At 53.0% G+C, this 13,243-nt stretch carries 12 protein-coding genes and 3 pseudogenes; 9 read left to right on the top strand and 6 right to left on the bottom strand.

The annotated features are described in order from the left end of the window. Positions 1-309: 309 nt before the first annotated feature. Both NST29_RS08140 and NST29_RS08145 read left to right on the top strand, forming a co-directional pair. Positions 310-1,293 (top strand): MBL fold metallo-hydrolase, encoded by a 984-nt coding sequence (locus NST29_RS08140; RefSeq protein ID WP_033019386.1) that lies wholly within the window; start codon positions 310-312, stop codon positions 1,291-1,293. A gap of 213 nt (positions 1,294-1,506) precedes the next feature. Then, positions 1,507-2,484, top strand: a complete 978-nt coding sequence (locus tag NST29_RS08145) for a bile acid:sodium symporter family protein (protein ID WP_033019384.1) — start codon at positions 1,507-1,509, stop codon at positions 2,482-2,484. Between the two features lie 120 nt (positions 2,485-2,604). Here NST29_RS08145 and NST29_RS08150 read toward each other — a convergent pair. Then, a pseudogene (locus NST29_RS08150) lies at positions 2,605-3,111 on the bottom strand (rhamnogalacturonan acetylesterase); the annotation flags it as partial. Between the two features lie 87 nt (positions 3,112-3,198). Here NST29_RS08150 and NST29_RS08155 point away from each other — a divergent pair. From NST29_RS08155 to NST29_RS08165, 3 genes are all read left to right on the top strand, one after another. After that, entirely contained in the window at positions 3,199-4,449 is a 1,251-nt protein-coding gene (locus NST29_RS08155; protein WP_033843744.1) for a lipase, read from the top strand. A gap of 528 nt (positions 4,450-4,977) precedes the next feature. After that, entirely contained in the window at positions 4,978-5,283 is a 306-nt protein-coding gene (locus NST29_RS08160) for a 4a-hydroxytetrahydrobiopterin dehydratase (RefSeq protein WP_031409044.1), read from the top strand. Beyond that, complete coding sequence (locus NST29_RS08165) at positions 5,280-6,056, top strand: 3-hydroxybutyrate dehydrogenase (protein ID WP_033019377.1); 777 nt, start codon at positions 5,280-5,282, stop codon at positions 6,054-6,056. The genes NST29_RS08160 and NST29_RS08165 overlap by 4 nt, the downstream gene beginning before the upstream one ends. Before the next feature lie 219 nt (positions 6,057-6,275). Here the strand turns inward: NST29_RS08165 and NST29_RS08170 are convergent, their stop codons facing one another. Continuing rightward, complete coding sequence (locus NST29_RS08170; RefSeq protein WP_033019375.1) at positions 6,276-6,803, bottom strand: YceI family protein; 528 nt, start codon at positions 6,801-6,803, stop codon at positions 6,276-6,278. A gap of 163 nt (positions 6,804-6,966) precedes the next feature. On the opposite strand from NST29_RS08170, the gene NST29_RS08175 reads away from it, so the two are divergent. From NST29_RS08175 to NST29_RS08190, 4 genes and pseudogenes are all read left to right on the top strand, one after another. Next, positions 6,967-7,824: a MurR/RpiR family transcriptional regulator gene (locus NST29_RS08175; RefSeq protein WP_033019401.1), complete on the top strand. Its 858-nt coding sequence runs from the start codon at positions 6,967-6,969 to the stop codon at positions 7,822-7,824. 134 nt (positions 7,825-7,958) lie between these two features. Next, a complete protein-coding gene (gene murQ / locus NST29_RS08180; protein ID WP_324699155.1) occupies positions 7,959-8,846 on the top strand; it encodes an N-acetylmuramic acid 6-phosphate etherase in 888 nt (295 codons plus the stop codon). 24 nt (positions 8,847-8,870) lie between these two features. Beyond that, positions 8,871-9,011, top strand: a pseudogene (locus tag NST29_RS08185) (PTS transporter subunit EIIB); the annotation flags it as partial. A 1-nt stretch (position 9,012) separates the two neighbouring features. Beyond that, a pseudogene (locus NST29_RS08190) lies at positions 9,013-9,222 on the top strand (DUF871 domain-containing protein); the annotation flags it as partial. A 250-nt stretch (positions 9,223-9,472) separates the two neighbouring features. On the opposite strand, the gene NST29_RS08195 reads toward NST29_RS08190, so the two are convergent. The 4 genes from NST29_RS08195 to NST29_RS08210 all read right to left on the bottom strand — a co-directional run bounded on the left by NST29_RS08195 (position 9,473) and on the right by NST29_RS08210 (position 13,204). Then, complete coding sequence (locus tag NST29_RS08195) at positions 9,473-10,378, bottom strand: response regulator (protein ID WP_033019139.1); 906 nt, start codon at positions 10,376-10,378, stop codon at positions 9,473-9,475. A gap of 38 nt (positions 10,379-10,416) precedes the next feature. Further along, positions 10,417-11,667: a sensor histidine kinase gene (locus NST29_RS08200; RefSeq protein ID WP_235207595.1), complete on the bottom strand. Its 1,251-nt coding sequence runs from the start codon at positions 11,665-11,667 to the stop codon at positions 10,417-10,419. 216 nt (positions 11,668-11,883) lie between these two features. Next, positions 11,884-12,534 carry an amino acid ABC transporter permease gene (locus tag NST29_RS08205; RefSeq protein WP_033019134.1) on the bottom strand — a complete coding sequence of 217 codons (651 nt, stop codon included), beginning with the start codon at positions 12,532-12,534 and terminating at the stop codon, positions 11,884-11,886. 16 nt (positions 12,535-12,550) lie between these two features. After that, on the bottom strand, positions 12,551-13,204 hold the full coding sequence (locus tag NST29_RS08210) for an amino acid ABC transporter permease (protein ID WP_031409063.1): 654 nt from the start codon (positions 13,202-13,204) through the stop codon (positions 12,551-12,553). Positions 13,205-13,243 lie beyond the last annotated feature (39 nt).

Consider the following 13,243-nt stretch of genomic DNA (forward strand, 5'->3'; position numbering starts at 1 on the left):
GGAGAATGATCAATCGCGTTCACCGGACTTGTAAACGTCTCACAGCTTCAGACCACAGGTTGGCCATACTTGAGCAACAGACATTGCACTCTTCTTGACAACACGCTGCACATCCTCGCGCGCATGTCATTTCCGAAAGAAGTCTCCCAAGAAACGTGAAAGGCACAACTCTGGCAAGCAGGGAAGGCGATTATCGATTGGCCAACACCGTCCGATCTTCCATCCATTGAACGAACAGCTTTGAATTGAAAGAATGGGTAGAACATCCCAGTTCTCAAGAAATGGCGAAAGGCAAGGGGAGGGGAAGAAATGGCGTCTACGCTGGTGGAAACGATCGGGGAGGGGATGTACCGTGTTCCGATTCCCGTCCCGTTTCCGATGAAATATGTCTACTGTTACGTATGCCAGGAGGCAGACGGCTGGAGTATTGTGGACGTTGGGTTTCGCGATCGCGAGGCGATGCGCGCCTGGGAGTCAGCGTTTCGAGAGCTGGGAATAAAGCCTCGCCATGTTCGTGCCATTTATCTTACCCATTTTCATCCGGATCATTTTGGCTTGGCTGGCTGGATGCAGCAGCAAACCGAGGCTCCTGTGTGGATCAGCGCGCCCGATTATCACATGGCAGAACGGGTCTGGGGGGAAGAAGGCATCCAAGCAGGCGAGGTGGCGGCTTTGTTTCGCCGCCATGGTGCGCCAGAGGAACTGACAGCGCAAATGGAGAAAGACATGTGGAAGCTGTCGATGCGTGTGAGTCCGCTCCCGGTGCTCACTGTCTTGGACGCTTCCGACATTGTGCTTGGACAGCGGCGGTGGACGATTGTCCCGGTTCCCGGTCATAGCGATGGACTCATCAGTTTTTATCAGCCCGAATTGCGTCAATTGGTCGCGTCGGACCACGTGCTTGATCGCATTACCCCGAATATTGGTGTATGGCCGGGAGCCGACCCGAACCCGTTGCAGCAATATTTCACTTCTTTGCGCAAAGTCGAGGAGTTGGAAGTGGATATCGCTTGGCCTGCCCATGGCGGGGCCATCCACCAGTTTCGCGAGCGGGTCAGCGCTATTGTCCGCCACCATGGACAGCGGTTGCAAGCCATAAAAGCGCTTGCGACGGCTCGGGTAACCGCCTACGACATCGCGCGGCGTTTGTTTGACCATAAGCGATTGAATCCGACCCAATGGCGATTGGCGATTGCCGAGACGCTCGCGCATTTAGAGTATTTAGTATCGACTGGAGAATTGGAAAAAGAGGAGTATCAGCACGTCGTCTTCTATCAGCAACCCGTTCGCTGACTTGGCTGGCGCTGTGATGAAGGACCCTTAAGAAGCAAACAGGCGAAATCCAGCAAGCGAGCGTCATGTCGGAAAGTGGACGGCAACAAGCGGCTAGGTTCATCGTTGTCTGTCGGTTTCAGGGAAAATATCCCTCTATGGCGCGATAGTGGTATATAATGAGAACGTGTAGATTAGAAGATCAGGGAAGGGCCGAATGAGGAGATGAAACCGATGTGGCAATCGATCAACCGTCGGCTTGAGAAGGCGCTGCCGTTTCTTACGCCGGCGAGTGTGGCAACCGGCGTCTGGCTAGCGGACGAACTGCACCGCTATGCCGCACTTGTGCCATGGCTGTTTGCGTTCATGACGTTTAGCGGCAGTTTGCGCTTGCGCTTGAACGATTTGAAAGCAGCGCTGATCCATCCTGCTCCGATCGTTGCGGCGCTGTGCCTCCTTCACTTTGTCATCCCGCTCTGGGCGTTTGGGCTTGGCCATCTGTTTTTTGGCAGCGACCGTTTGACGGTGGTCGGGTTTGTGTTGGCGGCTGCCATTCCGACCGGGGTGACGAGTTTTATTTGGGTGTCGCTCGGCCGCGGAAACTTGGCGCTTGCCCTTTCTGTCATTTTGATTGATACGTTTTTATCGCCCATCATTGTGCCGCTGACATTGCTTGTATTAGCCAAAAGCGTGGTCGAGCTCGACGTGGGTCAGATGATGCTCGGTTTGTTTTTGATGATTATTTTGCCGTCATTCGCCGGCATGTTCGCGAGCGAACGGCTGTCTACTCAAGCGAACGAGCAGTTGGCGGCGGTGCTGTCGCCGTTTTCCAAGCTGGCGCTGGCGTTTGTCGTCATGATCAACAGCGCGGTCGTTGCCCCGTATTTTGGCCGTGTTGACGCCCGGCTGTTTTTCATGGCGTTGCTCGTCTTGGCGATCGCGAGCTCCGGTTATGTTCTTTCTTGGATGGCGGCCCGATGGCTCGGGTTTGCCCCTTCGGATATTATTGCGTTAACGTTTATCGGCGGAATGCGTAACATTAGCGCCGGTGCGGTGCTGGCCATGACCTATTTTCCACCGCCAGTGAGCGTGCCGGTCGTGCTCGGCATGCTGTTTCAGCAAGTGCTTGCGTCCCTATACCACCGCTTGTTGAACAAAATGTACCATTCACCATCGAGCGGCAAAGCGCCATACGTCGGAAGCGCCCGGTAGAGATGGAAAGGGCAGGTGGTATGCTGGCTATCAGACAGCGCCTAGCGGGAGTAAAAAGTGAAAAAACACCCGTCCTAGGTGGGGCGGGTGCGGGAAAAAGCAGGTGAGGTGCTGCCGGCGTTACGGCGTTTCAGCGCTGAGGCGGTCTAGTGATCGCCTGGCTGAACGGTCTCGTATAGGTTCTCGTTCCGGTGAACAGATGAGGTGGCGGCGAAGAGGAAGGTTGAGTTCGACAATCCCTTCAGCGACGAGCCGGGCGATTTCTTTCGCCCCCCGCCGGTGAAAGTGGGTGTTGTCTTTGATGCCGTTTGGGTAATTACGGTGTTCGCCCGGCTCAAGCCATAAAAAGAGCCGTTTCGTCTGTTCCGGGCCGAGCTGTTCAAACCGTTGTCTGCTTTTGGCCGCCAAATCGATGACCGGCACGTGCTCTCTCTCCCCAAGTGCCTTCATGGCTGCAGGATAAAGTCCATGCGAGTTGAGCGCCCGCCCATCCGCAGAAAAGCGCCGCCGCTCGACCGAAGTGATGAGGACGGGAATCGCTCCTTTCATCCGGGCGCCGTCAATATATTGTTTTAAATAGGCTTGGTAAGAGGGGAACGGTTCGGTGTAACGCGCTGGCTTGTTCATGTCGAAATCCCGACAATTGCGGGGATTGAAGGGGAATGGTTTTATAGATAAAATATTCAGGTAATTCAGAATGATGGGGGGAGCATAATGAAACGCTGTCGGGTTCTGTTTCTGTTGCTCGGATTATGGTTTGTGTTCGGCCTATCGGTCGCGGGAGGGCGGGCCGAAGCGGCAGCTTCGCGCGCCAATGATGCCCCCATCGTGCTTCTCCACGGTTTTACCGGTTGGGGAAGGGACGAAATGGTTGGATTTAAGTACTGGGGCGGCGTGCGCGGCGATATCGAGCAATGGTTGAACGACAACGGTTATCGAACTTATACGCTGGCGGTCGGACCGCTCTCAAGCAATTGGGACCGAGCGTGTGAAGCGTATGCTCAGCTTGTCGGCGGGACGGTCGATTACGGGGCAGCCCATGCGGCAAAGCACGGTCATGCGCGGTTTGGCCGCACGTATCCCGGCCTGTTGCCAGAATTGAAACAGGGCGGCCTCATTCATATCATCGCCCATAGCCAAGGAGGACAGACGGCCCGCTTGCTTGTCTCACTCCTAGAGAATGGCAGCCAAGAAGAGCGGGAGTACGCCAAGGCGCACAATGTGTCGTTGTCACCGTTGTTCGAAGGCGGCCATCGTTTCGTGTTAAGCGTGACGACGATCGCCACTCCTCATGACGGAACGACGCTTGTCAATATGGTCGATTTCACCGCCCGCTTCTTTGACTTGCAAAAAGCGGTGCTGAAAACGGCGGCTGTCGCCAGCAATGTGCCTTACACAGACAGCGTGTACGACTTCAAACTCGACCAATGGGGACTGCGCCGAAAGCCGGGTGAATCGTTCGACCATTATGTGGAACGGCTCAAGCGCTCCCCGGTTTGGACGTCCACAGATACCGCCCGCTACGATTTATCCATCCCCGGCGCTGAAGCGTTGAATCGGTGGGTGCAAGCGAGTCCCAACACGTATTATTTGAGTTTTTCCACCGAGCGAACGGAGCAAGGTGCATGGACCGGAAACCATTATCCGGAGCTCGGCATGAACGCGTTTAGTGCGGTCGTTTGCGCTCCGTTTCTCGGTTCGTACCGCAATCCGGCGCTCGGCGTTGACGATCGCTGGCTTGAAAACGACGGCATCGTCAATACGGTTTCGATGAACGGTCCAAAACGTGGGTCGAGCGATCGAATCGTGCCGTATGATGGGACAATACGAAAAGGGGTTTGGAATGACATGGGAACGTACAATGTCGATCATTTGGAAGTCATTGGCGTTGACCCGAATCCGTTGTTTCCGATTCGTTCCTTTTATTTGCGCCTTGCCGAGCAGTTGGCAGGCTTGCGGCCTTAAAACAAGCGTTGGGCGAAAAAGCCATCCCGATCGGATGGCTTTTACTGTGAAAACTCGCCGGTGTATCGTGATTTTCATGCTTGGGTGGAGGGCAAAGCGTTGCTCATAGATCTTTCGTGAACATGCGCTGCCTTGATCCGTCATTTTTATGCGAAGCTATATAAGTTGAAATTTTATTTTACATCCCGCTGATTACTCTCATATCGGCTTGTACTTAGATGAAACCCGCAACGAAAAATCGGAAATTCTTTATTGCAACTGATATAGGAAGCAAGGGCTTATGAATGTTTTTTGCGGAGCAAGCTCTTAAGCTGTATGACGGCCGCGGATGTCCGATGGTATAATAAGGGGAAAGCAAGCGGATGGGGAATGGGCGCGAAGCCGATCGAGCGGCAAAAGAACGGTATACGTTTATGGCAAGTGGGATGGAAGGTGGAAGATCATCAACGGCGCGCCCTACAACATGACACCAGCTCCTTCATTTGTCCATCAGTATTGCAAAGGAATCATAGAAAGTGAGGGATCACAGTGCGGTTAACCGAAGAGGAAGTGCAAGCGCTGCTTGCCAAAGCAGACGGCTGGAAGCTCACCGACGAGCGATGGATCGTGAAAAAATACCGCTTTCAAGACTACTTGCAAGGCATTGAGTTCGTCCGGCGAATCGCCGCCATTTCCGAAAACGCCAATCACCATCCATTCATTTCCATCGACTACAAGTTGATCACGGTGAAGTTGTCTTCGTGGCGTGCGAAAGGGTTGACGACGCTCGATTTTGACTTGGCGAAGCAGTATGATGAGGTGTATGAGCAGATGAAGCAGGGGGAAGGGGAATGATGGTGCATCGCACAGCCCTCGTCACCGGAGCGGCGCGGGGGATCGGCTATGAAGTAGCGAAAACGTTGGCAACCAACGGCGTGAACGTCGTGCTTGCCGACTTGAAGCAGGAAGAGGTGGAACAGGCGGCAGAGTCGTTGCAGCAGCTAGGTTGCGAGGCCGTCGGCGTCAAGTGTGATGTGACGGCGGAAGAAGAGGTGAAGCAAACGATCCATGAAACGGTCAAACGGTGGGGGCGCCTCGATATTGTCGTGAACAACGCCGGTTTGCAATATGTCGCCAATATCGAAGATTTTCCGACCGAGAAGTTTGAGCAGTTGATCCGCGTCATGCTCGTCGGCCCGTTTTTGGCCATTAAGCACGCGTTTCCGCTGATGAAGGAGCAGCGCTACGGCCGCATTATCAACATGGCGTCGATCAACGGGTTGATCGGGTTTGCCGGAAAAGCCGCCTACAACAGTGCAAAACACGGGGTAATCGGCTTGACGAAAGTGGCGGCGCTAGAAGGGGCACCGTACGGGATTACGGTGAACGCGCTTTGTCCGGGGTATGTCGACACAGAACTCGTCCGCAATCAGCTCGCTGATTTGGCGGCGACAAGCAAGGTGCCGCTTGAGAAGGTGCTCGAGGAAGTCATTTACCCGCTCGTGCCGCAGCGGCGGCTCTTGTCCGTTGAAGAAGTCGCCCATTATGTTCTCTTTTTGGCAGGCGAACAAGCGAAAGGCGTCACTGGGCAGGCGGTTGTGATCGATGGCGGATATACGGCGCAATGAGGCGAAACAAAATGTTGGCATCGCACAGCGGTTTCGTTTCAAAGCCGAAAAGGGTTGACTCTGAAGGTGATCCGCCAGAACATGTGGTCGAAATGGTTTTGTGCGCGTCTTATTAGGAAAAGGGGATTCGCCTTCAATGCAGCATCGTGTTGTTCGATGTGTATATAGCCGCAAAAGAAGGTGTCCCGAGGCAACGGGACACCTTCTTCGCTAGGCCGCTCAGCTGAGGGCGAACTCAAAGCTGGCGTTGAGTTTTACCTCTTTTCCGACGAGGAATCCGCCAGTTTCGAGCGCGACGTTCCACACCAATCCGTAATCTTCACGATTAATCGTTCCTTCGACGTCAAAGCCGACGGTGATGCCGCCGGTAAGCGGGTTTTTCACTTGACCGTTGTATTCGACTTTGAACGTTTCCGTTCTCGTCACGCCGCGAATCGTCAGCTGTCCGGTCACTTCGTATTCAGTGTCGGACCGTTTGCGCACCGAGTCGCTGACAAAGGTGATGGTCGGATAGTTCTCGACGTCGAAAAAGTCGGCCGAGCGGAGGTGGTTGTCGCGGTCGGCGTTTTTCGTATCGATTGAAGCGGCATCAACTGTTACCTTTACGTTCAGCGACTCCAGTTCATTCACATCGCCTTGTACGTCGACGTCAAAGTTGGTAAATTCCCCTTTTGCTTTGGAAATCATCATATGCCGGACTTGAAAAGTGATCGAGCTGTGCGCTTTGTCAAGTTGGAATGTCGTCATTGTTCTCCCCCTCTTGGTTACTTCATCATCCCATCATTATCATAGCAAATATATATCTTGAATTCAAACATTTTTTTATTCAAGTTTTTTGTGGTGTAGAGTCCAAAGGGATATCCATGATAAGATGGAAATAGCAACAGTGGCCGGAAAGGATGGGACCATGATGAATGAAATAGGGATCTTAGCGAAAATCGAACAGCAGCTCGAGCAATTGTCACCGGCGGAACAAAAAGTGGCTGCCTATCTTCTTCGTCATGCGGAGCTGATTCCGACGATGACCACCAAAGAGTTGGCGCGGGCAGCTGATACAAGCGAGGCGAGTGTCGTTCGCTTTTGCAAGGCGATCGGCATCGGCAGCTTTCCGGGATTGAAGCTGGCGCTTGCCCGTGAGTTGGCGATGGCGGATATGAACATTAATGATTTTTCCATCATTGACAAGCCGAATGCGCCGTATGAGCTGTTTATGAAAGTGACCTATGTGAATAAGGCGGCCATTGAGGCGACGACGACAACACTCGATAAGCGCGAGTTAGAAAAAGCCGCTGAGGCGATGATCAAAGCCAAGAAGATGGTTTTTTACGGAGTAGGCGGCTCCGCGGTCGCAGCGGTGGACGCTAGTTATAAGTTTACGAAGCTTGGCTACATGGCGGCAACATCGCCTGATTTTCATACGATGCTGCCACTGGTGGCCCATTTGCAAGAAGGAGATGTGTTCGTGGCCATATCGACGTCAGGGCGGACGAAAGATGTATTGGAGATCGCCCGGTTTGCCAAAAAGCAGCAGGCGACGGTCATTGCCATTACAAAGCTTGATCCTTCATCACCGTTATATAAGGAAGCGGATATTCGACTTGCGCTGCCGGACGTTGAGCAAGATCATCGCATTGGCAGTATGGCATCGAGAATGGTGCAGCTCAACGTGATCGATGCCTTGTATTTGATTACGTTCCATCGGGTGGGAAGCCGGGTCATTGAACGATTTCATCAAACAAGAGAAGAAGTGGTGCGGTTGCGGAGGTAAAGCGGGCCTGAGACGGGCCCGCTTTTTTTGTGGGAATGTTTCAAACAAAAAAGAATACATTGATATTTTATTTCATAAATTTATAATATAATTATGAAATATAATTTCTTAAAACGTGCAAAGAGGTGACAAAATTGCTTGAACATCTTGCGACAGAACAACGAAACGAAAAAACGAAACATTTGGATGAAATGACGACAAAAGAAATTTTGCACGTCATGAACGAGGAAGATCAGGCCGCAGTTGCCGCAGTAGCTGAGCAACTTGATTGTATTGAAAAAGTCGTCCATCTTGTCATCGCCGCATTTCGGCGCGGCGGGCGGTTGATTTACGTCGGGGCGGGGACGAGCGGCCGGCTCGGATTGCTTGATGCGGTCGAATGCCCGCCGACATTTGGAACTGAACCGTCCATGGTGCAGGCGGTCCTTGCCGGAGGACCGGAAGCGATTGCGAAGGCGGTGGAAGGAGCGGAAGATGATGAAGAGGCTGCTGTTCGCGATTTACAGGCAGTCGGCTTGACGGAAAACGATGTTGTCATCGGCATTGCAGCAAGCGGCCGAACGCCATATGTGATTAGCGCCCTTCGTTATGCCAAACAAATCGGGGCATCGACCGGAAGCATCGCCTGCAATAAAGGAGCCCCCATCAGTCAGTATGCCGATGCGGCGGTGGAAATCGAAACAGGGCCGGAAGTGTTGGCTGGTTCAACGAGGTTAAAAGCTGGGACAGCGCAAAAAATGGTGCTCAACATGATTTCTACGGCAGCGATGGTCGGTATTGGCAAAGTGTATGGGAACTGGATGGTCGATGTACAGGCGACAAATGAAAAGTTAAAAGAGCGGGCCAAGCGCATTTTAATAGAGGCGACAGGAGTCAGCGCCGAAGAGGCGTCCCGTTATTATGAACAGGCCAAAGGGGAGGTGAAAACGGCGATCGTGATGATTTTGCGCCAATGCGGTTATGAAGAGGCGAAAAAACGACTGCAACAAGCAAAGGGGTTTGTGCGTAAAGCGCTTGAATAACGAAATAAGGGGGAGAGAACGATCATGACTCGAGAACAACAAATCGCCATATCGATACTTCAGTACGTTGGGGGAAAAGAAAACATCATCCGCATTGCCCATTGCATGACGCGGGTGCGCGTGTCGCTGCGGGATCCGGGCAAAGCGAACATGGACGCCTTAAAAGTTGCAGCCTCTCCCCCCGGTGCCGCGTCGGGCAGGCCGCATCACGATCGATAACGAACGTTATGGACGGTATGCCGGTGAACTGCAAATGACTTTGGTTGACCTCCCGCCCGATGACAGAGTCAATGTGATCGGTGAGGTGATTGAGGAAGATGTATCGCTGCTTCGCTTCGTTCATGGCGGCCGCCGCTTTTGTCTCATTCGTTGGTAGCAGGAAGACTCCATCGGTTGCTAGCGTGATGAAGATCTGATTCTTTGTCGCACCTAGAAGGCTGGGGAAAACGGTTGTTTCTCTTGAGCAATAGGGGAGCGTATGAAAGGCGATGCTGATGCGACAGGGCTTTTCTATTTGAGAAACGAGGTTGGTAAGCGGCCTGCTCCGTTAAATCACCAGCCTCCTAGGGGCAACGAGGGCAAGCCGATGGCCTGCCCTCGACCTTGAAAAGGCGTATCATCACCCGCTAGATTCGTTTCAGTTCGAGAAAAAAAGCGGTTAAAAACTTGCGCACATTCATGCGGCATTCCGTCTCGTTCTGGCCTCGTTCGAGTTCTTTCATGCGCCGGCGGATGTCCGCAAAATCAAACAGTCTGGGCGCGAAATGCTCAAACGTCGGATTGGTGTAATCGGTGAGGCCGAGGGAGGCGAGATGGGTGAACGCCTGCAAGACAAGCCGACGGATGCGCTGTTCCATCGCTCGCGCTTCTTTGCTTGTTTCCACAGGCGACAGTCCATATTCCCGCCTAACGAGTTCCGCGTACAGCTCTTTCAACGGTGGCAGTTCCCGCACTGGACGGCCTTTTGCTTCCTGTTCGGCCAGCCAGCGCATCACAAGAAGCACATCCGCGCTGCCCGCCTCGCCGGCGACGCCAAGAAGAAGGAGAAGCTGCTCGGCCTGCTGTTCAATGGCGGCTTGGTTCGGAATGGATTCACGAGCGGCCGACGGCGGCTCAAAACCTTTCAGCACTTGGCGGATCGACTCGAGCGAACGGATAGCTGACATATGATCGGCGACCCGCTTGAGCACGGACAGCACTTCGTAGCGGTTGATCGGTTTTTGAATGTACGTGTCGATGCCTTGCAAATAGGCGTGGCCGATCATTTCTTTGTTTTCGACTTGAGAAATCATGATAAAGGTTCCGGCAAATCCTTCTTCCCGCAGCGCCTTGATCGTTTGAATGCCGTCGCGCCCCGGCATGAGTAAATCAATGAGTACGACATCGACGTCAAGCAAATCGGCGGTGCGGACGTTCAAGCCATCTTCAGCGCAGCCGACCACCTCGCCGAGCCCCGATTCATGGATTAACTTTTCCAGCATCTTTCGGACTGCGGGGTCGTCTTCGATGAGAAAAAAGCGAAGTCCTCCCATCCCTTTGTTCTCCCCTTTCTTGATGGTGCCGCGGCCGTTCAAAAATGTGCCCCTTGCGGCGGTACAGGTGGATGCTCGTTCTGAAAGGCATCGGTTTGCGCCTGCAGTAGGCGGGACGTCGGAACAACGAAGCGAAAGACGGTCTGGCCGGGTTCGCTTTTGACGAGCTGCAGATGACCGCCGAGCGCCTGGGCGATGTCACGGGCATGGGTCAGTCCAATTCCTGTGGATGGATTGCCTTGGTGGTCGTATTTCGTCGTAAAGCCTGGTTGGAAAATCCAGGCGATATCATCAGCGGAGATGCCGGGGCCGTCATCTTCCACTTCGATGACCAACCCGTTTCCTTCCAAGCGCGCCCGCAGTTCGATCGCTCCGTTTTCGCGAATGGCTTCGACCGCATTGGACACCAAATTGTTCAATACGGAAAGCAGTGGATAGAGCTGATCAGTGGTCAAGTCGATCTGTCCGTGATAGGAAAACGTGATCGCTTTTCCGGACAGGCTGGCGTATTTTTCATTGGCACGAATCACCATCGCGCACAATTCGGTGATGGGAATGCGCCCCCTTCCTGACTGGCGGCCGATCAGTTTGGACAGACCGGCGAAAATGCGCTGCATATCTTTTTTTGTTTCATGAATATGTTCGGCAAGGTCGAGGGCGATGCGCGGTTCAACCGGTTTGCCTTCCACAAGGCGCGAGTACAGATCATAACTTTGGCGCGTCATGTCTTCCATGAGCGCCATCGATTTTTGCAAGTAAACCATCTCTTCGTAAAGCCCGCTATTGACCATCATCAGCCGCTCAAGCTCTTCTTTTCTTGCCTCGGCCAGCGAGCGGACATGTTTGGTTACCCACATATTGTAAACGCCAATGACACAGAAACTGCGCAAAATGGCAAACAGCGACAGCACGACGAGCATGTGGCCGCTAAACAGGAACGATTCTCCCATTCCATAGCGAATGGCAAGCTCGCAGCCGTTGGCGAGAAAGTCCAGCGCCGCTCCCATCACTCCTGCGCGGATGGGCGCCGCCATTTGCCGGCGAAAGTGAACCATGGCCGCCATAGCCGCAAAGCTGATGTAATATCCGGCAGCCGGAAGGTGAGTCCATAGGCTTTCTGATGCGGAGGTTTCCCCCGTTAAGATGTCGAGAAAAACGCGAAACCCGACGACCACCGCTCCGGTGCTTACGCCGATGACAAGCGGGGGAAGGGAAGAAAAGGCGACCAACCCAAGAACAAAAACGGCGCTGCCGAGCGAGACGCGAAACGGGCTGTCAAACGGGTTCATTTTCATTTCGCCCAGAAACGCGGTCGCCGAAAGCAAAAGCAAAAGAAGCCAAACAGGTTCTTTTTTCGCGAGTGTCAGTGGACGTCACCGCCTTTGTGAAAGTCATGGCCTAGTTTGCAACTCTATTATATAACAGAAAAGCGAAAACAACGGCCTTTTTTCAAAGATAGCAAGAAAAAACCGTATGCCCCAGCTGAAGAAGGGGATACGGTTCCATCACCGCTGGCGGTATTCCAACCGCCGCGAGACGAGTGACAGCGAATAGTTGACGATAAAATACATGAACGCAACGAGAAGAAAAATCGGAATGACGAAATTGACGTTGCGCCCGTTAATGATTTGCGCATGGTTCATCAATTCGGGCAAGGAGATGACAATGGCCAGCGATGTATCTTTTAATAAGGAAATAAACTGGCTGACGATCGGCGGCACCATGCGTCGCAACGCTTGTGGCAAAATGATGTACCATAACGTCTGCCCATACGTAAGCCCCGATGAACGCGCCGCTTCGATTTGCCCTTTATCGATCGACTGCAGGCCGCTGCGGACAATTTCTGACAACATGGCCGATTCAAAAATGACCAAGGCCGAAATGGCTGCGTATAGTTTATCGAGCTTCAAGCCGACTTCCGGAAGGGCGAAATACGTAAAGAAAATGATCAAGAGCAGCGGCAAATTCCGGATTGTTTCGACCAGCACGGCGAGCAGTTGAGAAAGCACCGGGATTTTTGTGTAGCGAATGACCCCGATGATAATGCCGAAGATAAAACTCAAAGCAATGGAAATGAACGCCACTTCCAATGTGACGAGAAACCCTTGAAGCAAAAACTTCAAATGGGCGGGCGTGTAGGCACCGGCAAAATCCATGATGCACCCTCCTTTCCTACCGCGCCTTGAGCAGCCGGCGTTCTAAGTAGCCGACACCAAGGCTGAGCGGGATCGTTAAGACGAGGTAAAACAAGGCGACGAAAATATAGACGTCAAAGGTGACGAACGTTTTCGAGGAAATGAGATCGCCGAAATACATCAAATCAAGCCCGGCAATGACGCCCAGAACGGACGAATTTTTTACCAAATTAATGAACTGATTGCCAAGCGGCGGAATGACGATTTTCACCGCCTGCGGCAAGATGACGTAACGCATCGCCTGCAAATAGGTCAACCCGGACGAGCGCGCCGCTTCCATTTGTCCTTTCGGCACTGCTTGGATGCCCGAGCGGATCGCTTCGGCAATAAACGCAGCCGTATACACCATCAGCCCGAGCGTTCCGGCGGTAAACGAGTCAAAGCGAATGCCGATGGCGGGCAAGCCCATAAAAAAAACGAAAACGATTAAGACAAGCGGAATGTTGCGGATGAATTCTACGTACGCCGTTCCGATCCAATTGAGCGGACGAATCGGCGCGATGCGGAAAATGGCGATGATGGTCCCAAGGGCCAAGCTGCCGATGAGAGCCAGCACGCTGGCTAAAATCGTATGGCCAAATCCTTGCATATACAAATCCCAATGTTCCACCAAAATGGAAAAGCGCAGCACGGCGATCAGCCTCCTTTCTTCGCTGAATGAAGGGCTTTG

The sequence above is a fragment of the Geobacillus sp. FSL W8-0026 genome (assembly GCF_037966255.1).
Lineage (GTDB): Bacteria > Bacillota > Bacilli > Bacillales > Anoxybacillaceae > Geobacillus > Geobacillus icigianus.